The sequence below is a fragment of the Aurantimonas sp. 22II-16-19i genome (genome assembly GCF_002088275.1).
Taxonomy (GTDB): Bacteria; Pseudomonadota; Alphaproteobacteria; order Rhizobiales; family Rhizobiaceae; genus Jiella.
Window position 1 is genome coordinate 41,767 of the sequence record NZ_AQQS01000024.1, and the last position, 21,430, is coordinate 63,196.

Genomic DNA, 21,430 nt, shown 5'->3' on the forward strand with positions numbered 1-21,430 from the left:
CTCCCCTGTCCAAATCCGTCGACCGCGGCTCGCGATCCGGACAGGCGGGCGCAGGTCGGGACAACGTCCCAGCCACAGGATGTCGCATCGGCCCTTCGACCGGTTTGCGCCTCGCGGGGATTATTGTATACGTCGTTCAACGACAAGAAACCAAGCCGCCGCCGCTTGCCGGGCCGGCGCGCCGGGAGCCGCAATGACCGATTCCAATTCCCTCAAGACCCCGCTGAGATCCCGCGCCTGGTTCGACAATCCGCATAATCCGGACATGACGGCGCTCTATCTCGAGCGCTATCTCAATTTCGGCCTCAGCCAGGCCGAGCTCCAGTCCGGCAAGCCGATCATCGGCATCGCCCAGACCGGTTCCGACCTCTCCCCCTGCAACCGCCATCATCTCGAGCTGGCGAAGCGGGTGCGCGAGGGCATCCGCGAGGCCGGCGGCATCGCCATCGAGTTCCCGGTCCACCCGATCCAGGAGACCGGCAAGCGGCCGACCGCCTCGCTCGACCGGAATCTCGCCTATCTCGGCCTCGTCGAGCTGCTCTACGGCTATCCCCTCGACGGCGTGGTCCTGACCATCGGCTGCGACAAGACGACGCCGGCCTGCCTGATGGCGGCGGCGACGGTGAACATTCCAGCGATCGCGCTGTCGGTCGGGCCGATGCTGAACGGCTGGTTCCGCGGCGAGCGCACCGGCTCGGGCACCATCGTCTGGAAGGCCCGCGAGATGATGGCCGCCGGCGAGATCGACTATCCGGGCTTCGTCAAGCTGGTCGCCTCCTCGGCGCCCTCCACCGGCTACTGCAACACCATGGGCACGGCCTCGACGATGAACTCGCTGGCCGAGGCGCTGGGCATGCAGCTGCCGGGTTCCGCCGCGATCCCGGCGCCCTACCGCGACCGCCAGGAGATGAGCTATCTCACCGGCAAGCGCATCGTCGAAATGGTCCATGAGGACCTGAAGCCGACCGACATCCTGACCAAGGACGCCTTCGTCAACGCCATCCGCGTCAATTCGGCGATCGGCGGCTCGACCAACGCGCCGATCCATCTGAACGCTCTCGCCCGCCATGTCGGCGTCGAATTGTCGATCGACGACTGGCAGACCTATGGCGAGGAGATCCCGCTGCTGGTCAATCTCCAGCCGGCCGGCGAATATCTCGGCGAGGACTACTACCATGCCGGCGGCGTGCCGGCGGTGGTCAACCAGCTGATGGAACAGGGCCTCATCGCCGAGGACGCCCTGACGGTGAACGGCAGGTCGATCGGCGACAACTGCCGCGGCGCCGTCATCGAGGACAAGAACGTCATCCGCACCTTCGACAACCCGCTGAAGCCCCATGCCGGCTTCCGCGTCCTGAAGGGCAACCTGTTCTCCTCGGCGATCATGAAGCTGTCGGTGATCTCGCCCAAGTTCCGCGAGCGCTACCTGTCGAACCCGGAGGACCCGATGGCCTTCGAGGGCACGGCGGTGGTCTTCGACGGGCCGGAGGACTATCACCACCGGATCGACGACCCGTCCCTCGCCATCGACGAGAATTCGGTGCTCTTCATGCGCGGCGCCGGCCCGATCGGCTATCCCGGCGGCGCCGAGGTCGTGAACATGCGGGCGCCCGACTATCTGATCAAGCGCGGCATCACCGAGCTGCCCTGCATCGGCGACGGCCGCCAGTCCGGCACGTCGGGCTCGCCGTCGATCCTCAACGCCTCGCCGGAAGCCGCCGCCGGCGGCGGGCTGGCGCTGCTTCAGACCGGCGACAGGGTGCGCATCGATCTCGGCCGCGGCACGGCGGACATCTTGCTTCCGGAAGAGGAGATGGCGGCTCGCCGAACGGCGCTGGAGGCGGCCGGCGGCTATCAGTATCCGGCCCACCAGACGCCGTGGCAGGAGATCCAGCGCGGCATCGTCTCGCAGTTCGAGACCGGCATGGTGCTCGAGCCGGCCGTCACCTACCAGCGCCTCGCCCAGGGCGGCGCCAATGGCGACATGGCGAAGGTGCCGCGCGACAATCACTGAGCCGGCGGGCACTGAGCCGGCGGGCTCTGACCGGTCGGCTTTGACCGGTAGGCTCTGGCCAGCCGGCACTGACCGGTCGGGATCTGATCGTTCGGTGCTGATCCGGTTGGCACTTTGACGCCCGCCGCCGATGCCACCGCCCGCAGGGGCAGGGGCAGGGGCCGGAGGGGCGGGGGCCGCAAGACAGGCCGGCGCATCGCTCCCGGGTCGCCGGCCGGCATTCGCAATCTGCGGGCAGCCGCTCTGCGGCCGGCCCGCTCGCCACGCATGACATGAAGGACCAGACGCCATGACAGGACGCCTCAAGGGCAAGATCGCCGTCTGCACGGCCGCCGGCCAGGGAATCGGCCGCGCCGTCGCCGAAGCCTTTCTCGCCGAGGGCGCGACGGTCTACGCCACCGATCTCGACGCCGCCAAGCTGACCGGCCTCGACCACGCCGGCAACGCCCATCTCGCCGCCCTCGACGTGACGGATTCGGCCGCGGTCAAGGCCTATCTCGACGGCATCGAGACGCCGGACATCCTGTTCAACTGCGCCGGCTACGTCCATCACGGCACGGTGCTGGACTGCGACGAGAAGGCCTGGGACTTCTCCTTCGAGCTGAACGTCAAGGCGATGCACCGGACGATCTCGGCGCTCGTGCCCCGCATGCTGGAAAAGGGCGGCGGCTCGATCATCAACATGTCGTCGGCCGCCTCGTCGATCAAGGCTGCGCCCAACCGCTACGTCTACATGGCCACCAAGGCGGCGGTGATCGGCCTCACCCGCTCGGTCGCCATCGACTTCATCAAGCAGGGCATCCGCTGCAACGCCATCTGCCCCGGCACGATCGAATCGCCGTCGCTGGACGGGCGGATCGAGGAACTCGGCAAGACGCTCGGCGGCACCGACAAGGCCCGCGCGGCCTTCGTCGAGCGCCAGCCCATGGGCCGCATCGGCACGGCGGCGGAGATCGCCCATCTGGCGGTCTATCTCGCCTCGGACGAAAGCGCGTTCACGACGGGGACCACCCAGCTGATCGACGGCGGCTGGTCGCTGTAGGCAGAAGACGACGAGGCACTGGGAAGCATTGGGAGGAAACTCGCAGTCCAGAAGCGCAACGATGGGATGCCATGACTGGGCGAGGCACCAAAGCTTCGTCATCCCGGGCTTGACCCGGGATCCATTCCAAACCGTCGACGCTGCAGTGACGCGTGATCGGAACGCGTTGCAGCCTGCATTGGACAGGGAAGTCTTCAACGCAGCGGAATGGATCCCGGCTCTGCGGCCGGGATGACGATGCGGTGGTGTTCTCCCCTTCTTCTGCGCAGGCTGTCGCTGGGTTGAAGCAGACGAGGTTCGCCGATCGACGATGCTGCGGCGCGTTTGAACGTGGTTCGATCTCCTCCCCCCCTCGAGGGGGAGATGTCCGCCCTTCGACGGGCTCAGGAGGACAGAGGGGGCGCGCCGGCCGCGAGCGGTTCCGACGCCCCGCTGGCAGGCGAATGAGATGCGCGCCCGGCGGGAGACCAAAGCCGGCGCGTCAGAAGCATAAGGGAGGAACGACAATGCGGATCCTGATCCTCGGTGCCGCGGGCATGGTGGGACGGCGGCTGATCGAGCGGCTCTTGGCCGAGAAGACCGTCGCCGGCGAGGCGATCACGGCCATCGACGCCTTCGACGTCGTCACGCCCGAGATCGCCGTCCCCGATGGCGTCGCGCTGGACGCCCAGGCCGGCGACATCGCCGACGCGGCGACGGTCAAGGCCCTCGTCGACAGACGCCCCGACATGATCTTCCATCTCGCCGCCATCGTCTCCGGCGAGGCGGAAGCCGATTTCGACAAGGGCTACCGGATCAACCAGCAGGGCATGTCCTATCTGCTCGAGGCGATCCGGGCCGAAGGCGAGAACTATCGCCCGCGGCTCGTCTTCACCTCCTCGATCGCCGTCTTCGGCGCGCCCTTCGAGGACAAGATCACCGACACCTTCCTCGCCGCGCCCCTGACCAGCTACGGCACCCAGAAGGCGATCTGCGAACTCCTCCTCAACGACTACAGCCGCAAGGGCTTCGTCGACGGCGTCGGCATCCGGCTTCCCACCATCGTCGTGCGCCCCGGCAAGCCCAACAAGGCGGCGTCGAGCTTCTTTTCCGGCATCATCCGCGAGCCCCTGGCCGGCCAGGAGGCGATCCTGCCCGTCGCCGACGACGTCCGCCACTGGGTGGCGAGCCCGGCCTCGGCGGTGGAATTCCTGATGCATGCGGCGACCATGGACACCGACGTCCTCGGCGCCCGCCGCTGCCTGACCATGCCGGGCCTCTCCGTCACCATCGCCGAGATGATCGAGGCGCTGCGCGAGGTCGCCGGCGACGAGGTGGCGGGCCGCATCCGCCGCGAGCCGGACGCGGTGATCGAGAAGATCGTCGCCGGCTGGCCGCGGGACTTCGACGCGAGCCGCGCGACTAGCGTCGGCTTTTCCGCCGACAGGAGCTTTGCCGACATCATCCGCGCCCACATCGCCGACGAGGCGGCGCGAGGATGACCGGACGAGGGTCGGTGGGATGTTCGACACAGCGACAGCCGGGCCGATGATCGCGCCGAGGCACCCCCTCTGTCCTCCTGAGCCCGTCGAAGGGCGGACATCTCCCCCACAAGGGGGGAGATCGGCAGATTCCGCGGTGCGCATGTCCGGAAACGCTTCGCCAACGCCGCCGATCGAACGAGAACGGGGCGCCCGAGCAGGATCGATCTCCCCCCTTGTGGAGGAGATGCCGGCAGGCAGAGGGGGGCGCCTCGCACCTTCGTATAAAGCGTCGCGCGACGCGATCGCCGCCACAAGGCGCATAACCAGATCCAGGAGAGCCAAATCATGACCGATCGCCCCCATATCGGCTTCATCGGCGCCGGCCTGATGGGCCACGGCATGGCCAAGAACCTCGTCGAGGCCGGCTATCCCCTGTCGGTTCTCGCCCATCGCAACCGCGAGCCGATCGAGGATCTTGTTTCACGTGGAGCAAGCGAGGCGAAGGACGTCGCCGAGATCGCCGCAAATTGCGATGTCGCCTATCTCTGCCTGCCCGGCAGCCCTGAGGTCGAGGCGGCCGTCGAGGCGATCCTCGGGGCGAACGGCAAGGTGCGGACGATCATCGACAGCTCCACGTCCAATCCGGTCTCCACGCGCCAGCTCGCCGCGCGCTGCGAGGCCGCCGGCGTCACCTTCGTCGACGCGCCGCTGTCGCGCACCCCGAAGGAGGCCTGGGAGGGCAATCTCGACGTCATGGTCGGGGCGAGCGATCAGGTGTTTGCCGCAGTGAAGCCGATCCTCGACGTCGTCGGCGGCAAGGTGGTGCGGGTCGGCGAGATCGGCGCCGGCCACACGATGAAGCTCCTCAACAACTTCCTCTCGCTCGGCTATGCCGCGCTCTATTCCGAGGCGCTGGCGATCGGCGGCAAGAACGGCATCACCCCGGCGGTCTTCCATTCGGTGATCGGCGGCGGCCGCATGGATTGCGGCTTCTACCAGACCTTCATGGACTATGTCGTCGGCGGCAACCCGAACGCCCACAAGTTCACGCTGAGAAACGCCCACAAGGACATGCGCTATCTCGTCTCGCTGGCCAATGAGAGCGGCATCGCCAGCCACGTCTCATCGGCGGTGAAGAACGAGTTCGCCACGGCCGAGGCGCTCGGGCGCGGCGATGGCTACCTGCCGACCCTGTCTGATATCGTCGCCGGGCTGAACGGCGTCGATGGCCGGAAGCCCTAAGGCTGGCCGGCACGAACGAAGAAGGTGACGTCGATGGCGCCATGGTGGAGATGAAGCCGACGGGATCGCCCGGCGAGATCGCGCCGCCCGGGGCCGACGAGGCCGAGACGGCGGCCGCGGCGGCCGATCCCGCTCGCCAGCGCAAGCAGCGGCCGGGGCCGGCGGCGGGCGGCTCGCGCCCTCGGCCGACGCTCGCCGGCGTCGCCCGCATGCCGGCCCGCGACCGGGCCTATCACGACCTGAAGTTCCGTATTCTGGAGGGTCGGCTGCCGCCTGGCACCAAGCTGCTCGAGGCCGAGGTGGCGAGCCTGTTGTCGCTGTCGCGCACCCCGGTCCGCGAGGCGCTGATCCGGCTGGAGGAGGAGGACCTCGTCGAGGTCCGCCCGCGCCACGGCATCACCGTGAAGTCCCAGTCCCTCGACGAACTCGCGCAGATCTACGACGTGCTGTCGCCGCTCGAGGTGAAAGCCGCCGCCCTTCTCGCCCGGCGCGGCCTGAAAGACGAGGAGGTGCGGCGCCTTTCGGGCCTCCTCGACCAGATGGAGCGCGAGACCCAGCGCGGCGACATCGTGCAATGGTCGCATCTCGACAACGTCTTCCACTCCGAACTCGTCGGCCTCTGCGAGAACCGCCGGCTGCAGGGGGCGCTGCGGCTGTGCTGGGACCAGCAGTACCGCGCCCACATGGCGATCGTGAAGCTCAGGCCCCGGCCGACCCAGTCCGACCTCGAGCACCGGGCGATCTTCGAGGCGATCCGCGCCGGCGACGAGCGCCTCGCCGGCCATCTCCACGCCCAGCACCGGGAGCGGGCCGACCGCAACGCCCTGGCCATGCTGAGGGGCCAGGCCGCGGGCTTTGCCGGCGAGCGCTAGCGCATCGGCCTGCAGCGGGGCCTTTGTCGACGTATACGTTGATTGCGCGGTCGGGCTGTGCCATGGCGGGAGCAACCACGAACCATGGCGGGAGGAAGCCAGAGGATGAACCGGATCGATCTCGAGGGCCGCAGGGCCGTCATCACCGGCGGCGCGCGCGGCATCGGCCTCGCCACCGCCGAGCGCATGCTGGAAAGCGGCGCCTCCGTCGTCCTGTGGGACGTCGACGGCGCGGCCATCGAGGCGGCCCTCGCGTCGCTCGCCGAAAAGGGCCTCACCGGCAGGGAGCACGGCGACGGGGAGCACGGCGGCAGTGAGCATGGCGAGAGAGCCAGCGGCACGGTCGTCGAACTCACCGACGAGGCCTCCGTCGACGCGGCGGCGAAGGAGGCCCTCGCGGCAGGGGCGATCGACATCCTCGTCAACAATGCCGGCATCACCGGCGGCAACGGCAAGACCTGGGAGCTCGAGCCGTCGATCTGGCGCAAGACCCTCGAGGTCAATCTGGTCGGGCCCTATCTCACCGCCCGCGCCCTGGTGCCGTCGATGATCGCGGCCGGCTACGGCCGCATCGTCAACGTCGCCTCGATCGCCGGCAAGGAGGGCAACCCCAACGCCTCGCATTATTCGGCCTCGAAGGCCGGGCTGATCGGCCTCACCAAGTCCCTCGGCAAGGAGCTCGCCGGCGCCGGGGTCCTCGTCAACTGCATCACGCCGGCCGCCGCCCGCACCGCCATCTTCGACCAGATGAGCCAGGAGCACATCGACTACATGCTGTCGAAGATCCCGCTCGCCCGCTTCGTCGAGCCGGCCGAGGTCGCCGCGATGATCGTCTGGCTGGCCTCGGAGGACTGCTCCTTCTCCACCGGCGCGGCGTTCGACATCTCCGGCGGCCGCGCGGTGTATTGAGGCGTATGACAAGGCATGCAAAGGCGCGAACGTCTTCACCCTCATGGTGAGCTTGTCGAACCACGAGGGTGAAGCCTCCAGATTGCGCCGAGCGCCCCTCGTCCTTCGACAGGCTCAGGATGAGGGGCTACTTTACCGCCCTGCTTCGCCAGGGCTGTGCAACCACCCGCCACTCTGAAAGGACACCATGAAACTCGTACGCTACGGCCCCCTCGGCCAGGAAAAGCCCGGCATGATCGACGCCGATGGCAAGATCCGTGATCTCTCCGCCCATGTCGCCGACATTGCCGGCGACGTCCTGTCGCCGAAGGGCCTTTCGGCCCTGAAGGCGTTCGACCCGGCCTCGCTGCCCCTCGTCGACGGCAGCCCGCGCTATGGCTCGCCCGTCGCGGGGGTTTCCAAGATCCTCTGCATCGGCCTCAACTATTCCGACCATGCCGCCGAGACCGGCGCCGAGCCGCCGACCGAGCCGATCATCTTCACCAAGCAGATCAACGCGCTCTGCGGGCCGAACGACGACGTCGAGCAGCCCCGCGGCTCCGACGCCCTCGACTGGGAGGTGGAGCTCGCGGTGATCATCGGCTCGCGGGCGAAATACGTCTCGGAATCCGACGCGATGGACTATGTCGCCGGCTTTGCGGTGATGAACGATGTCTCCGAGCGGACCTTCCAGACCAAGCGCCAGGGCCAGTGGACCAAGGGCAAGAGCCACGACACCTTCGGCCCCCTCGGCCCCTGGCTCGTCACCCGCGACGAGGTCTCCGACCCCCACGATCTCGACATGTGGCTCGACGTCAACGGCGAGCGGCGCCAGACCGGCACCACCTCGACGCTGATCTTCAACCTGCCCCACGTCGTCTCCTACTGCTCGCAGTTCATGACGCTGATGCCCGGCGACGTCATCACCACCGGCACCCCTCCCGGCGTCGGCATGGGCATGAAGCCGCCGCAGTATCTGAAGGTCGGCGACGTCATGACGCTCGGCATCGCCGGCCTCGGCGAGCAGAAGCAGACGGTCATCGCCGCCCGCGACTGACGCGGGGCGTCCAAGACCTGCACTCCCGCCAGAAGCGGCAGGGCCAGATGGTGCTTGGGGGGCGCTCGCGTGAGCGTCCCCTTTTTCTTGCGCGGCGCGTCAAATTCCGGCGATCCGAGGTTTTGGCGATAAGTCACGCACAGTGATTTGCCCACGTATACGTTGACACCTGTCGACGTCGCCTGAATAGTGCCGGCGAACGTGATCGCCGGATGTGGCGGCCCGATCGTTCCGGTGCTGGGAGGCGCCGGCGATCGCTAGGGGCCGGTCGAGGAGCGGTGGTCCGTCGATCCTGGGAGGAAACCTGACCATGCACAGACGCTCGCTTCTCGCCGCTGCCACGATGATGGCCACGGCCATCACGCTCGCCGGCAGCTTCGCCATTCCCGCCGCCCACGCGGCCGAGGATTATCCGAGCCGGCCGATCCAGATGATCGTGCCCTGGGGCGCCGGCGGCGGCACCGACGCGGTCGGCCGCGTCATCGCCTCGCTGCTGCAGGAAGGGCTCGGCCAGCCGGTCACCGTCATCAACCGCACCGGCGGCTCCGGCGTCGTCGGCCACAGCGCCATCGCCAATGCCGCGCCCGACGGCTACACCCTCGGCATCATGACGATCGAGATCGACATGATGCACTGGCAGGGCCTCACCGACCTCACCTACGAGAATTACGACATCCTCGCCCTCGTCAATGCCGATCCGGGCGGCGTGATGGTCTCGGCCGATTCCGGCTACGACACCGTCCAGGCGCTGCTCGACAAGATCAAGGCCGAGCCGAAGGGCACCTTCAAGGCGTCCGGCACCGGCCAGGGCGGCATCTGGCATCTCGGCCTTGCCGGCTGGCTGCTCTCGGAAGGCCTCGAGCCCGACTACGTCACCTTCGTGCCGAGCCAGGGCGCGGCCGCGGGCATCACCGACATGGTGGCCGGCGGCGTCGACATCGTCCCCTCCTCGCTGGCCGAGGGCCGCTCGATGATCGATGCGGACCGGGTCAAGCCGCTCGCCTCCATGTCGGCCGAGCGCCAGGCGATGTTCCCGGACGTTCCGACCCTGAAGGAAGGCACCGGTTCCGACTGGACGCTCGCCGTCTGGCGCGCGGTGGTGGCGCCGAAGGGCCTGCCGGAGGACGTCAAGGCGAAGCTGATCGGTGCCGTCGAGACGGCCTACAATTCCGAGGAATACCAGACCTTCATGAAGGACCGCGGCTTCGGCGTGCGCTGGGCGGCCGGCGAGGAGGCGACGAAGATCGTCGCCGAGGACGACAAGGCGCTCGGCGAGGTCATGAAGAAGGCCGGGCTGGCGAAGCAGTAGGACGCGCCTCGACCCGTTTTCCGCCCTTCGAGCTTTTGCCTCGGAGGGCGGAAAATGCTTCTCGGAGAGACGAGAAGAGTTTGTAGTGAAGGGAGCGGCATGAGTTCTGTCAAAGGCTTTCGTCCTCGATGCGCACGCCGCAGTCCAGCCCTGGCTTCCGCGCTGCTTCTTGCGAGCCTTTCACTGGCGTCGTGCCATACTGAACCGGCGAACGGCTTATGCATATTTTCCCGCGCTCTGACTGGAAAGCAGAAGCATCATATCAGAGATCTTGTGCAGCGATCGGATAGTAGCGAACAAAGTCGACAGGAAATCATCGCATATGTGAGGAGAACCTGCGTATCTTACTTTACACTTCAGTTCTTTGAGTCTTGCGTATTGACGGATAAGGATGTTCCGTCATGCTCGGAGACTGTAAATTTCCTGTAAAGCCATGTTGGATCGACGCTGCTTCCCCTCCCTACGAACGATGGCGCCATGAAATTCAACGACCTGCTCCTCGGCCTCCTCGTCCTTCTCGGCGGCATCGGGATCTATGTCTCGGCCCTCGACTTCACCGACATCCCCGGCCAGGACTACGGCGCCGGGACGATGCCGCGGGCGATCGCCGTCTTCGCCGCGCTTCTCGGCCTCTTCATGATCGTCAAGGCGCTGGTCGCCGGCCTCCGAATTCCCAGCCTGGAACTCGCGCCCTGGGTGCGCTCCCGCCGTTCCGTCCTGTCCGTCGTCGTCGCGCTCGTCCTCGTCGTCTTCTACATCGTCGCCGCGCCGTCGATCGGCTTCGTGCCGGCCTCGCTGGTCGTCATGGCCGCCCTGATGCTGACCCTGAAGACGAAGCCGCTCACCGCCATCGCCGTCTCGGTCCTCGCCTGCGTCGTCATCCAGCAGGCCTTCGGGCGGCTCCTGCTCGTGCCGCTGCCGCGCAGCGAATTCCTCGCGTTTCTCTGGTAGCCGATGTCCGTTCTCGCTGAGGCCTTCGCCCTCGTCTTCCAGCCCTATGTGCTGCTGGTGATCCTGTCCTCGGCCGCCTTCGGCATGTTCGTCGGCGCGATCCCCGGCCTGACGGCGACCATGGCGACGGCGCTGCTCGTGCCCGTCACCTTCTTCATGGACCCGGTGCCGGCGATTGCCGCCATCGTCACGGCAACGGCGATGGCGATCTTCGCCGGCGACATTCCCGGCACGCTGCTCCGGATGCCCGGGACGCCGGCGAGCGCCGCCTATGTCGAGGACGCCTACAAGATGACCCGTTCGGGGCGGGCGGAGGAGGCGCTCGGCGCCTCGCTGGTGTTTTCGGCGATCGGCGGCATCTTCGGCACCATCGTCCTGATCACCGCTTCGCCGATGCTCGCCGAGGTGGCGCTGAAGTTCTCCTCCTTCGAATATTTCTGGCTCGTCGTCCTCGGCCTCTCCTGCGCCGTCTTCGTCTCGCCGGGCTCGGTGCCGCGGGGCATGATCGCGCTGATCATCGGCCTCTTCGCCGCCACCATCGGCATCGACAATCCGGCCGGCCAGCCGCGTTACACCTTCGGAAACGTCGAGCTTCTGGCCGGCGTCCAGTTCATCCCGGCGATGATCGGCCTCTTCGCCGTCTCGGAGGTGCTGCGCTTCGTCGCCTCCGGCGCCGAGACGCCGGCCGTCGAAAAGGGCGGGCGCACGGGCGTCTTCACCCGGCAGTGGACGAACCTCAAGCGCTACCCCGTCCAGGCGATGCGCGGCTCGGTCACCGGCACGGCCATCGGCGCGCTTCCCGGCGCCGGCGCCGACATCGCCGCCTGGATCTCCTATGCGATCTCCAAGAAGTTCTCCAAGGAGCCGCAGAAGTTCGGCACCGGCCATGTGGAGGGGCTCGTCGAGGCCGGCGCCTCCAACAACGGCGCCGTCAGCGGCGCGTGGATTCCCGCGCTGGTCTTCGGCATTCCGGGCGATTCGATCACCGCGATCGTCATCGGCGTCCTCTATATCAAGGGCCTGAACCCCGGCCCGACCATCTTCATCAACCAGCCCCAGCTGATCTATGCCGTCTTCATCGTCTTCTTCCTCGCCAATCTGATCATGCTGCCGATGGGCTGGATCGCCATCAAGGCGGCGCGCACCATCCTGTCGATCCCCGCCCGGATCCTGATGCCGATCATCCTGATGTTCTGCATCGTCGGCTCCTTCGCCATCAACAATTCGCCCTTCGGCATCGTCTTGATGCTGGTCTTCGGCGTCATCGGCTTCCTGATGGAGGAGAACGACGTGCCCATCGCCCCGGCGATCCTCGGCCTCGTGCTCGGGCCGATGCTGGAGCAGAACTTCGTCACCTCGATGATCAAGGCCGACGGCAGCTTCCTCGCCTTCTTCGAGCGGCCGATCGCGGCGGGCCTAGGCATCTTCACCATCGCCATCTGGTGCATCCCGCTCGCCATGAAGCTCCTGCGCCGCGGCCGCGGCCGGAGTGGGGGCAAGCCGGCGGCCGGCGCGTCCGACCGGCCCGGCGGCTGAGATTTCGGGCGAAATCCGCCTCCCGCCCCAGATACCCCTTCACGCCGGATCGCTCCGGCATCGCCCTTTCATGCGAACCGCCAAGGATCAGCGCCCATGGCCAAGCCCGACCTCCTGCAAGTCTGCCCCTTCGCCGAGCCCGTCACGGCCGCGCTGGCGGAGGATTTTTCCCTGCACCGCTATTTCGAAGCAGACGATAAGCAGGCTTTCCTGGAAAAGCTCGCGCCGACGACGCGCTTCATCGCCACCGGCGGCCATCACGGCGCCTCCCGCGAGATGATCGCGGCGCTGCCCAACCTCGAGATCATCTCCTCCTTCGGCGTCGGCTACGACGCGGTGGACGTGACGGCAGCCAGGGAGCATGGCGTCTCGGTGACCAACACGCCGGACGTGCTGAATGATTGCGTCGCCGAGACGACGCTGGCCCTGATGCTGGCGCTCTGCCACCGGGTGCCGCAGTCCGACGCCTATGTCCGCGCCGGCCGCTGGGAGAGCGAGGGGCCGTTCGGCCTGACCGACGAACTCACCGGCCGCCGGGTCGCCATCCTCGGCCTCGGCCGCATCGGCAAGACCATCGCCAAGCTCTGCCAGGCCTTCAACATGGAGGTGGTCTATCACGGCCGGAATGCCCAGGAGCACGTCCCATACCCCTATTATGCGGACCTGACAGAGATGGCCCGCGCCGCCGACTGGCTCGTGGTCATCGCGCCCGGCTCGGCCTCGACCAGGGGCATCGTCAGCCGGGAGGTGATGGAGGCCCTCGGGAGCGAGGGAAAACTCGTCAACGTGGCGCGCGGCTCGCTGGTCGACGAGGCGGCGATGATCGAGCTTCTGGAGAGCGGCGCCCTCGGCGGCGCGGCGCTCGACGTCTTCGCCGAAGAGCCGCACGTACCGGAAAGGCTGCGGGCGCTTTCGAACGTCGTCCTCCTGCCCCACCAGGGCTCGGCCACCCACAAGACCCGCGCCGCCATGGGCCAGCTGGTGGTGAAGAACCTCAAGGCCCATCTGCGCGGCGAGCCGCTGATCAGCCCGGTGGTGTGAGACCGCGTCGAGCGGCCGGGAGCGCGGCTCGGCGCGCCGGTGACCGCTTGGGAGCGCCTTCCGAGCCCTTGCGGCAAAGGGAGGCGCGAACGGCCGGTCTCCGGACGTCGCCGCCCCTCCATCGGCGCGCGGGCTCTGCGCGAGGACAGACGAACAAGGCAGCAGGTCGATCTGTCGATCGCCCTGCTGCCTTTTTGGTGTCTGGCGAGCCCTGCCGCTGGCCCGATACGACTGCGGATTGGGGGGATCGAACCCGGTATCACGCCTGCGAGGGTGCCTGAGCGGCAATCCCTCGGCGCCGGTCGAAGACCGGGGCCGAGGGTATCAGAACTCGGTCCAGTCCTCCTCCGAACGGGCCGGCGCGGCCGCCCGCACGGCGCCGGAGCGCCCGGTGGTCTTCATCTGGGCGACGGTCTTCGAGCGCGTCGGGGCGGTATTGGCCGCAGCCGGTCGGGCAGCGCTGCGAGCCTTTCCGGACGTCGCCCGGGTCTGGAACTGGGCGACGAGGTCCGCCAGCCCGTCGGTCTCCTTCGACAGCGTCTGGCTGGCGGCGGTCGCCTCTTCCACCATGGCGGCGTTCTGCTGCGTGACCTTGTCCATCTGGTCGGCGGCGGCGGCGACTTCCCTGAGGTTGGTCGCCTGCTCCTTGGCGCTGGCGGCGATCGTGGCGATCACCCTGGCGGTCTCGCCGACCTCGGTGACGATCTCGCCGAGCGACTTGCCCGAGGCGGTGACCAGCTCGACGCCGCTCTCGACCTCCTGACGGGAGGCGGAGATCAGGCCCTTGATCTCCTGGGCGGCCTCGGCCGAGCGCTGGGCCAGCGCCCGGACTTCCTGGGCGACCACCGCGAAGCCCTTGCCGGATTCGCCGGCGCGGGCGGCCTCGACGCCGGCATTGAGGGCGAGGAGGTTGGTCTGGAAGGCGATCTCGTCGATCACCGTGATGATCTGGTTGATCTGGTCGGAGGACTTCTCGATCCGGCTCATCGCCTCCACCGCCCGGCCGACGATCTCGCCGCCGCGCTCGGCGTTGCCGCGCGCCGTGTTCGCCGACATCTGCGCCTTCATCGCGCCGTCGGCGGTCTCGTTGACGCCGCGGGTGATCTCGGAGATCGCCGCCACCGTCTGCTCGATCGAGGCCGCCTGCTGCTCGGTGCGGTGGGCGAGGTCGTTCGACGCGGTGGTGATCTCGGCAAGGCCCATGCGGATCTCGCCGGTCGCGTGCACCACCCGGCCGAGGGCGTCCTCGAGGCTCTCGACGCTGGCGTTGAACTTGGCGCGGATCGGCTCGAACGCCGCTGCGACGGGAGCCGACATGCGCACGGTCAGGTCGCCGCGCGACAGCCGCTCGAAGCTCGCCTCGACGATGGTGACGAAGGCGCGCAGATCCTCCGCCTTGGCGTTGTCGAGGGCGGCCTGGCGCTGCTTGGCGTCCTCCTGGCTGAGCCGGCTTGCCGCCGCCTCGGCCTCCAGCCGCTCCTGCTCGATGGCCGCCTGCTTGAAGGTCAGCACGGCGGCGGCCATCTCGCCGATCTCGTCCGAGCGGTCGGTCGCGGGGATGTCGACGCTCTTGTCGCCTGCCGCCAGACGCCGCATGGCTTCGGTCATCGCGACCAGCGGGCGGCCGATCTGGCGCGACAGGAGAAAGCCCATCAGGACGGCGATCGCCAGGGCGAGGCCGGCGCCACCGAACAGCACCAGCCTGGCGAACCGGTCCGCCGCGTTGCGCTCCTCGGTCCGTGCGGCGACGATCGCGACCTGCGCCCGGCGCACCTCGTCGATGATCGCGCGGCCCTTGGCCAGGCCCATCTGGCCGGTGAGGGCGAAGGCTTCACCCCGCGTCGCCGGGTTGCGGGCGAATTCGATCTGTGGCTCGGCCGATTCGGAGCGCCAACTGGCGACGACGGACTTGAGTTCGCGGATCCGGGCGGCCTGTTCGCTCGACACCGTCCGGGCTTCGAACGTCGCCGCGGCCTTGTCGAATTCGCCCTTGGCCTTGGTGTAGGTCGTGGCGAACCGGTCGTTGCCGGTGATCAGATAGCCGCGAACCGCGTTCTGCTGCTCGAGCATCGTCTCCAAGAGGATTTCCGCCTCGACATTGAGCTCGTAGCTCGCCCGGTTGTCGTTGGCCTTCTCATTGATCGTGTCCAGTGCGCTATAGACGACGACGTCGGCGGCGGCCGTCGCCACGATAACGGCGGCAAAGGCGAGGATCAGCTTCCTCGATGTCTTGATATGGGAAAAGAACATTTCGGTGTCTCCGTGGCTTGGCCGGAAAGATAGCATTTTCTACAAATACAACCCTTTCTCAAGCGTGAATGGCTTTGCGTTTCAGAGACTTCGGCGCCGTTTGTCTCGCACGGCTCGCGGATGACGGGGCGCGACGAACGCTTCTGCGCCAGCCGGCTTGCGGCCACGGCGAGGCAACCGCCGCCGCGCAAGCAGCGCACGGGGTCCTGTCTTCGGTCGCGGATGGTGGAGGCGGCGCTGCCCTTCCCGGGTCGGCACTGCGTCGGCGGGACGGCGGCGCCTTGCGCGCCGCCGAGCGCTGCGAGAGCGCGATGAGATCAGCTTCGATCGACATCCCGCGCGATCATCCTGTTGCCGCGTGATCCCTTCCGAAAAGCGGTCCCACTTTTCGGGATCATGCTCTAGACCCGACGCGGCGCGCCGGTGCCCGTCGCCAGGATGTCGCGGATTTCCTCGAGCAGCTTTTCCTCGCGCGGCGCTTCGGCGACCTCCGCCGGCTTTGCCTCTTCCCGGCGCTTCATCCGGTTCATCATCTTGACCACCAGGAACAGGATGAAGGCGACGATCAGGAAGTTGATCGTCAGGGTGAGGAACTTGCCATAGGCGAAGACCGGCCCCTGCTTGCGGGCCTCTTCGAGGCCTGCCGCGGTGACGGCCGAGGAGAGCGCGACGAACTTGTTGGAGAAGTCGACGCCGCCGGTGATCACCGCGACCAGCGGCATGAACAGGTCGGAGACGATCGAGTTGACGAGGCCGGAAAACGCCGCGCCGATGATGATGCCGATGGCAAGGTCGACCATGTTGCCCTTGAGGGCGAATTCCCGGAACTCGTTCAGCATGTGGGTGAGGCCTTTCGATAGAGTGTCGGACGGGGCATGCCCGCCGGGTTGCGAGATAGGGCAGGAGGACGGTTTACGCCGCGATGGTTTCACGTGAAATTCGTCCCCCCCCCGGAGCGGATATCTGCGACGAAGGTCAGGCGGCTTCGGGGTTGAGATTCGGTCACCGCCTGTGACAATCTCCCCCCATTGGCCAGTCTGGCCGAACGGGAGGAATTTCATGAGACATTTCACGCGCCTTGCGGCGTCCGCCGTCGTCGCGGGCCTGGCCTTCGCGCCGGCCTCGGCCTCGGCCCAGCAGTTCATCAACGTTCTCACCGGCGGCACGTCCGGCGTCTACTATCCGCTCGGCGTCGCGCTGGCGAAGATCTACGGCGAGAACATCGACGGCGTGAAGACGCAGGTCCAGTCCACCAAGGCCTCCGTCGAGAACATCAAGCTCGTCACCGAGGGGCGCGGCGAGATCGGCTTCGCCCTCGGCGACAGCGTCAAGGCCGCCGCCGAAGGCAATGCCGAGGCGGGCTTTCCCGAAAAGGTCGAGAAGCTGCGGGCGATCGCCGCGATCTATCCGAACTATGTCCAGATCGTCGCCTCGAAGGATTCCGGCATCACCGATCTCGCCGGCATGAAGGGCAAGGCCCTGTCGGTCGGCGCACCGGCCTCGGGCACCGAGCTGAATGCGCGGGCGATCTTCTCGGCCGCCGGCATGAGCTACGACGATCTCGGCAAGACCGAATATCTGCCCTTCGCCGAATCCGTCGAACTGATCAAGAACCGCCAGCTCGACGCGACGCTGCAGTCGGCCGGCCTCGGCGTCGCCTCGATCCGCGACCTCGCCGCCTCGCTGCCGATCACCGTCGTCGCCGTTCCCGCCGAGATCGCCGAGACCCTCGGCGCGCCGTTCCAGGCGACGGAAATCCCCGCCGGCACCTATGACGGCCAGGACGAGGCCGTGCCGACGCTCGCCATCACCAACATCCTGGTGACGTCGACGGATGTCGACGACGAGCTCGCCTACCAGATGACCAAGCAGCTGTTCGAGCACCTGCCGGACCTCGTCGCCGCCCACAATGCGGCGAAGGCCATCGACCCGAAGACGGCGGCCAAGAACCTCCCCGTGCCGCTGCATCCGGGCGCCGAGCGCTACTACAAGGAAGCCGGGCTGCTGTAAGGCGATCCGCGGGCGACGTGACGCAAGCCGAGGCCGGCCGGGATGTCACCCGCCGGCCTCGGCCTTCCATGCACAGGTCAACGGGGTCGGATCTCTGCCATGTGGCTCGGCTTGCTCGAACCGTCGATCGGGCACATATTCGCGCCATGAAGATCGCGTGGAGCGACGAGAAGGACGCCATCCTCAAGCAGCAGTACGGCTTCGGTTTCGATCGTGTCGTGGTTGCGCTGTCGGCAGAGCGCCTTCTCGATGAAAGAGCGCATCCGAACCGTGTTCGGTATCCACATCAGTATCAATGGATCGTCGAAATCGACGGTTATGCCTGGGTCGTTCCCTTCGTTCGTCGCGCGGACGGCGTGTTTTTCAAGACGATGTATCCCAGCCGGAAGGCGACGAAACACTATCTGGAGAGCCGGAAATGAACCCCCGAAAGGACCCGTTGCCGGTGTTGGAGACCGACGAGGAACGAGCCGAATATGAGTTCAATGAAGCCGACGGCTGGGTCTCCACCGGCGACATCGCGGAAAAACGTGCGATGCTGAAGCAAGCCGCACTTCGGATCCTCGATGATACGGCCCGTCAGCAAATCTCGATCTCGATCTCCGAGCACGACCTCGCCCGCCTCAAGACGAAGGCGGCGGAACGAGGGATGCCCTATGAAAGTCTGATCGACACCATCCTGCACGAATACGCCAAGGGGTGATGCGCGATCACGCGGCGCCTGGGTGCCCCGCCGTGCAAGTCGCGATCCCCGCACTTCCCGCGATGGCAACGCAACTCACGTGCCCCGCCCCAGCAGCCCCGCCAGATCTTGCGCCGAAAACACCGGCGCGCGGCACACCCGCGCCTCGCACAGAAGCGCCGCCGGAAGCCGCTCCGGGCGGATCCCGGCGATGGCGAGTTGCGGCGGCAGGTCGTCCGGCGAGGCGGCGAGAAGGTCCAGCCGGTCGAGGTCGACGCCTGCCAGCGCCGCCCGCCGCATCGGGTCCCGCGCATCCTCGCCTTCAGCGCCAAAGATCGCCAGCTCCGAGCCGCGGCGCAGCCGGCCCGCCGCCGCGACGATGCCCGGATGGCCGGCGACGGCATCGCCGATCCGGCCCGCCGCGCGCTCGGCCGCCCGCTCGGCCGCCTCGGTGATCCTGATCTGGCCGCTCGCCTGGCCGAGCATGGCCAGGCCCTCGATGACCAGCGCGGTGGCGCTCGGCACCGCCTCGTCCTGGTCGCCCCGCAGGCGGAACAGGACGTCGGCGGAATCGGCGGCGTTCAGCGTGTGGCCGCCTTCGCCGTCGCCGTGCCAGCGCTGCAGCTCGTCCGCCAGCCACTGGCCGCGCGCCAGAAAAGCCGGGTCCAGCGTCACCGAGAACAGCGCCGCGGCGGCTGAGAGCAGCGCCCCGTAGTCGGAGGCGAGGGCGAGGCCGGCGGTGCGCCCGTCGCGGGCCGCATGGCGCAGCCGCCCATCCACCACCATCGCCTCCATGACGAAGGCGAAGGCGTCCTGCGCCATCTGCAGGGGCCGGTCGTCACCCAGGATCGACGAGACCTCGCAGAGCGCCCGGATCGTCAGGCCGTTCCAGTCCGCCAGCACCTTGTCGTCGCGGCCCGGCCGGGCGCGGGATTCCCGCGCCTGAAGCATCGTTGCCCGCGCCTCGGCGAAATCCGGGTCGTCGCTGCGGGCGCCGGGATGCAACCGGTGCAGGATCGTCTTGCCCTCCCAGTTGCCGCCGGGTGAAACGTCATAGGCGCGGCCGAAGGGTGCCGCCTCGTCGCCGAGAAGGGCCGCCACCTCCGCCTGCCGCCAGACATAGAAGGCCCCTTCCTCGGGATGGCCGTGCTCGTCGAGGCTGTCGGCGTCGAGCGAGGCGGAAAAGCCGCCGCCGGACAGCCGCATCTCCCGCTCCAGCCAGCCGACGGTCTCCTCGATCCGGCGTCGGAACAGCGGCTCGCCGGTGGCGCGGAACGCCCAGCCGAGATGCCGCAGGAACTGGGCATTGTCGTAGAGCATCTTCTCGAAATGCGGCACCAGCCAGCGGTCGTCGGTGGAATAGCGGTGCAGCCCGCCGCCGAGATGGTCGTAGATCCCGCCGTCGCAGAGGGCTCGCATGGTCTTCAGGAAGGCGGCGCGGTGTCCTTCGTCGCCGGCCTCGAAGGCCGAGCGGGCGAGGACCTCCATGAAGGGGGCGTTGGGAAACTTCGGCGCGCCCTTCATGGCGCCGCGGACCGGATCGATCATCTGGCCGATGCGCGCCGCCGCGGCCCGCAGGTCGAGCCGGGCAACGTCGCCCTGCATCGCATCGCCTTCACCGGCCGACTGGCCGATCGCCCCCTGGAGATGGCCGGCGATGGTGCCGGCGCTCTTGTCGATCTCGTCCCGCCGGGTCTGCCAGGCCTTGTCGATCGCCTCCATGACCTGGACGAAGCCCGGCCGGCCATAGCGGGGATCCTTCGGAAAATAGGTGCCGCCGAAGAACGGCCGCCCGTCCGGCGTCAGGAACATCGTCATCGGCCAGCCCCCCTGTTCGCCGAGGGCGTGCAGGGCCGACATGTAGAGATGGTCGATGTCGGGGCGCTCCTCCCGGTCGACCTTCACGGCGACGAAGAGCCGGTTCATGACCGCGGCGACGCCTTCGTCCTCGAAGCTCTCATGGGCCATGACGTGGCACCAGTGGCAGGCGGCATAGCCGACCGACAGGAGGATCGGGCAGTCGCGGCGCCTCGCCTCGTCGAGAGCCTCGGCGGACCATTCCCGCCAGTGGACCGGATTGTCCTTGTGCTGCAGGAGATACGGGCTGACCGCATCGCCCAGCCGGTTGCCTTCGCTCATCATTGCCTCCTGGCCATGGGGTGGCGCGCGCCTCCTAAGGCTAGGGTCGAAAGCGGCAAATGCGAAGGTTTCTTCGTCAGGCAGCGAGACAATGTCCGGGGCGAGCCCGCGGCGGCCGTCGGGCCGGACCTTCCAGAGGGACCTTCACGGACGGATTTTCGGGCTGCCTTGCCCATCGGGATCGGCTATCGAGGCCGCGACCTTGCCATTTGCCGAGACCCGTCATGACCGCCGCTGCACTCACCCCGTTCCTCGCCTATGCCGCGGCCCTCGGGATCGCCGCCTTCATTCCGGGCCCGGGCGTCGCCGGCCTCGTCGGCCAGTCGCTCGGCAACGGCCTCAGGGCGGCGCTGTTCTTCCTCGCCGGCATCGCGCTCGGCGACGTCGTCTATCTGACCGTCGCGGTGGCGGGGCTTGCCGCTCTCGCCGAGCTCTTCGCCGAGGCGCTCCTCGTCGTGAAGATCCTCGGCGGCGCCTATCTCGTCTATCTCGCCGTCACCTTCTGGAGGAGCGAGGGCAGCCTCGCCCGCGTCGAGGCGAGCCGGGAGCGGTCAGGGCGCAAGGCGTTTCTCGCCGGCTTCGCCGTCACCCTCGGCAATCCCAAGACCATCGTCTTCTATCTCGCCCTGCTCCCCTCGGTGCTGGATCTTCGCGCCGTCGGCATCGGCCAGTGGAGCGTCCTCGCGCCGCTGACCGTGCTGGTCCTCTTCGCCGTCCTGTCGCCCTATGCGCTCTTGGGGGCGAAGGCGCGCGGGCTGATGATGCGCCCGGGTGCCGTCCGGCGCCTCGAGCGGGCGGCGGGAGGCGTCATCGGCGGGGCCGGCGCGCTGATCCTCGGCGAGGCGGCGGTGGCGGCATGGCGGCGGATGTGAGGCGCCGACCTTTATCACCCGTCATCGGGCGGGACGGCGCCCCTTCGCAGGACGGGCCATGA

Annotated in this window: 18 protein-coding genes; 15 read left to right on the forward strand and 3 right to left on the reverse strand. The window is 67.9% G+C overall.

From position 1 onward, the window contains the following. Positions 1-193: 193 nt before the first annotated feature. The 11 genes from ATO4_RS17820 (at position 194) to ATO4_RS17870 (ending at position 13,415) form a co-directional block, all read left to right on the forward strand. A complete protein-coding gene (locus tag ATO4_RS17820) occupies positions 194-2,014 on the forward strand; it encodes an IlvD/Edd family dehydratase (protein WP_083592887.1) in 1,821 nt (606 codons plus the stop codon). Positions 2,015-2,303: 289 nt separating this feature from the next. Next, positions 2,304-3,056, forward strand: a complete 753-nt coding sequence (locus ATO4_RS17825) for an SDR family oxidoreductase (RefSeq protein ID WP_083592888.1) — start codon at positions 2,304-2,306, stop codon at positions 3,054-3,056. Positions 3,057-3,562: 506 nt separating this feature from the next. Next, positions 3,563-4,537 carry a D-erythronate dehydrogenase gene (gene denD, locus ATO4_RS17830; protein ID WP_083592889.1) on the forward strand — a complete coding sequence of 325 codons (975 nt, stop codon included), beginning with the start codon at positions 3,563-3,565 and terminating at the stop codon, positions 4,535-4,537. Between the two features lie 327 nt (positions 4,538-4,864). Then, complete coding sequence (locus ATO4_RS17835) at positions 4,865-5,761, forward strand: NAD(P)-dependent oxidoreductase (RefSeq protein ID WP_083592890.1); 897 nt, start codon at positions 4,865-4,867, stop codon at positions 5,759-5,761. Between the two features lie 41 nt (positions 5,762-5,802). Beyond that, positions 5,803-6,633: a GntR family transcriptional regulator gene (locus ATO4_RS17840; RefSeq protein WP_245308809.1), complete on the forward strand. Its 831-nt coding sequence runs from the start codon at positions 5,803-5,805 to the stop codon at positions 6,631-6,633. A gap of 105 nt (positions 6,634-6,738) precedes the next feature. Continuing rightward, positions 6,739-7,542, forward strand: coding sequence for an SDR family NAD(P)-dependent oxidoreductase (locus ATO4_RS17845; protein ID WP_083592891.1), 804 nt, complete (start codon positions 6,739-6,741; stop codon positions 7,540-7,542). 187 nt (positions 7,543-7,729) lie between these two features. Continuing rightward, positions 7,730-8,578 (forward strand): fumarylacetoacetate hydrolase family protein, encoded by an 849-nt coding sequence (locus tag ATO4_RS17850; protein WP_083592892.1) that lies wholly within the window; start codon positions 7,730-7,732, stop codon positions 8,576-8,578. Positions 8,579-8,888: 310 nt separating this feature from the next. Then, positions 8,889-9,887: a tripartite tricarboxylate transporter substrate binding protein gene (locus ATO4_RS17855; protein ID WP_083592893.1), complete on the forward strand. Its 999-nt coding sequence runs from the start codon at positions 8,889-8,891 to the stop codon at positions 9,885-9,887. A gap of 477 nt (positions 9,888-10,364) precedes the next feature. Beyond that, complete coding sequence (locus tag ATO4_RS17860; RefSeq protein WP_083592894.1) at positions 10,365-10,838, forward strand: tripartite tricarboxylate transporter TctB family protein; 474 nt, start codon at positions 10,365-10,367, stop codon at positions 10,836-10,838. A gap of 3 nt (positions 10,839-10,841) precedes the next feature. Then, positions 10,842-12,374, forward strand: coding sequence for a tripartite tricarboxylate transporter permease (locus ATO4_RS17865; RefSeq protein WP_083592895.1), 1,533 nt, complete (start codon positions 10,842-10,844; stop codon positions 12,372-12,374). Positions 12,375-12,470: 96 nt separating this feature from the next. After that, positions 12,471-13,415, forward strand: coding sequence for a 2-hydroxyacid dehydrogenase (locus ATO4_RS17870; protein WP_083592896.1), 945 nt, complete (start codon positions 12,471-12,473; stop codon positions 13,413-13,415). 324 nt (positions 13,416-13,739) lie between these two features. On the opposite strand, the gene ATO4_RS17875 is transcribed toward ATO4_RS17870, so the two are convergent. Next, positions 13,740-15,665: a methyl-accepting chemotaxis protein gene (locus tag ATO4_RS17875; RefSeq protein ID WP_139802529.1), complete on the reverse strand. Its 1,926-nt coding sequence runs from the start codon at positions 15,663-15,665 to the stop codon at positions 13,740-13,742. 401 nt (positions 15,666-16,066) lie between these two features. Continuing rightward, positions 16,067-16,504, reverse strand: coding sequence for a large conductance mechanosensitive channel protein MscL (gene mscL / locus ATO4_RS17880; RefSeq protein WP_083592897.1), 438 nt, complete (start codon positions 16,502-16,504; stop codon positions 16,067-16,069). 220 nt (positions 16,505-16,724) lie between these two features. On the opposite strand from mscL, the gene ATO4_RS17885 reads away from it, so the two are divergent. The 3 genes from ATO4_RS17885 to ATO4_RS17895 are packed head-to-tail and all read left to right on the forward strand — an operon-like array spanning position 16,725 to position 18,378. Continuing rightward, positions 16,725-17,675: a TAXI family TRAP transporter solute-binding subunit gene (locus tag ATO4_RS17885; RefSeq protein WP_083592898.1), complete on the forward strand. Its 951-nt coding sequence runs from the start codon at positions 16,725-16,727 to the stop codon at positions 17,673-17,675. 17 nt (positions 17,676-17,692) lie between these two features. Further along, the gene (locus ATO4_RS17890) at positions 17,693-18,097 is read left to right on the forward strand and encodes a hypothetical protein (protein ID WP_245308810.1); all 405 of its coding nucleotides are present in this window, start codon (positions 17,693-17,695) and stop codon (positions 18,095-18,097) included. Between the two features lie 23 nt (positions 18,098-18,120). Continuing rightward, on the forward strand, positions 18,121-18,378 hold the full coding sequence (locus ATO4_RS17895) for a DNA-binding protein (protein ID WP_245308811.1): 258 nt from the start codon (positions 18,121-18,123) through the stop codon (positions 18,376-18,378). A gap of 75 nt (positions 18,379-18,453) precedes the next feature. Here ATO4_RS17895 and ATO4_RS17900 read toward each other — a convergent pair whose 3' ends face one another. Then, a complete protein-coding gene (locus tag ATO4_RS17900) occupies positions 18,454-20,496 on the reverse strand; it encodes a thioredoxin domain-containing protein (RefSeq protein WP_245308812.1) in 2,043 nt (680 codons plus the stop codon). A 224-nt stretch (positions 20,497-20,720) separates the two neighbouring features. Here ATO4_RS17900 and ATO4_RS17905 point away from each other — a divergent pair, with 224 nt between their 5' ends. Then, positions 20,721-21,368 carry a LysE family translocator gene (locus ATO4_RS17905; protein ID WP_083592902.1) on the forward strand — a complete coding sequence of 216 codons (648 nt, stop codon included), beginning with the start codon at positions 20,721-20,723 and terminating at the stop codon, positions 21,366-21,368. The last annotated feature ends 62 nt before the right edge of the window (positions 21,369-21,430 follow it).

Bases quoted from the DNA above. Each gene is read 5' to 3' on its own strand.
- ATO4_RS17870 (WP_083592896.1), top strand. From the start codon at position 12,471: ATGGCCAAGCCCGACCTCCTGCAAGTCTGCCCCTTCGCCGAGCCCGTC.
- ATO4_RS17865 (WP_083592895.1), top strand. From the start codon at position 10,842: ATGTCCGTTCTCGCTGAGGCCTTCGCCCTCGTCTTCCAGCCCTATGTG.
- ATO4_RS17885 (WP_083592898.1), top strand. From the start codon at position 16,725: ATGAGACATTTCACGCGCCTTGCGGCGTCCGCCGTCGTCGCGGGCCTG.
- ATO4_RS17855 (WP_083592893.1), top strand. From the start codon at position 8,889: ATGCACAGACGCTCGCTTCTCGCCGCTGCCACGATGATGGCCACGGCC.
- ATO4_RS17900 (WP_245308812.1), bottom strand. From the start codon at position 20,496: ATGAGCGAAGGCAACCGGCTGGGCGATGCGGTCAGCCCGTATCTCCTG.
- ATO4_RS17875 (WP_139802529.1), bottom strand. From the start codon at position 15,665: ATGTTCTTTTCCCATATCAAGACATCGAGGAAGCTGATCCTCGCCTTT.
- ATO4_RS17850 (WP_083592892.1), top strand. From the start codon at position 7,730: ATGAAACTCGTACGCTACGGCCCCCTCGGCCAGGAAAAGCCCGGCATG.
- denD (WP_083592889.1), top strand. From the start codon at position 3,563: ATGCGGATCCTGATCCTCGGTGCCGCGGGCATGGTGGGACGGCGGCTG.
- ATO4_RS17840 (WP_245308809.1), top strand. From the start codon at position 5,803: ATGGTGGAGATGAAGCCGACGGGATCGCCCGGCGAGATCGCGCCGCCC.
- mscL (WP_083592897.1), bottom strand. From the start codon at position 16,504: ATGCTGAACGAGTTCCGGGAATTCGCCCTCAAGGGCAACATGGTCGAC.
- ATO4_RS17825 (WP_083592888.1), top strand. From the start codon at position 2,304: ATGACAGGACGCCTCAAGGGCAAGATCGCCGTCTGCACGGCCGCCGGC.
- ATO4_RS17820 (WP_083592887.1), top strand. From the start codon at position 194: ATGACCGATTCCAATTCCCTCAAGACCCCGCTGAGATCCCGCGCCTGG.
- ATO4_RS17835 (WP_083592890.1), top strand. From the start codon at position 4,865: ATGACCGATCGCCCCCATATCGGCTTCATCGGCGCCGGCCTGATGGGC.
- ATO4_RS17860 (WP_083592894.1), top strand. From the start codon at position 10,365: ATGAAATTCAACGACCTGCTCCTCGGCCTCCTCGTCCTTCTCGGCGGC.
- ATO4_RS17905 (WP_083592902.1), top strand. From the start codon at position 20,721: ATGACCGCCGCTGCACTCACCCCGTTCCTCGCCTATGCCGCGGCCCTC.
- ATO4_RS17845 (WP_083592891.1), top strand. From the start codon at position 6,739: ATGAACCGGATCGATCTCGAGGGCCGCAGGGCCGTCATCACCGGCGGC.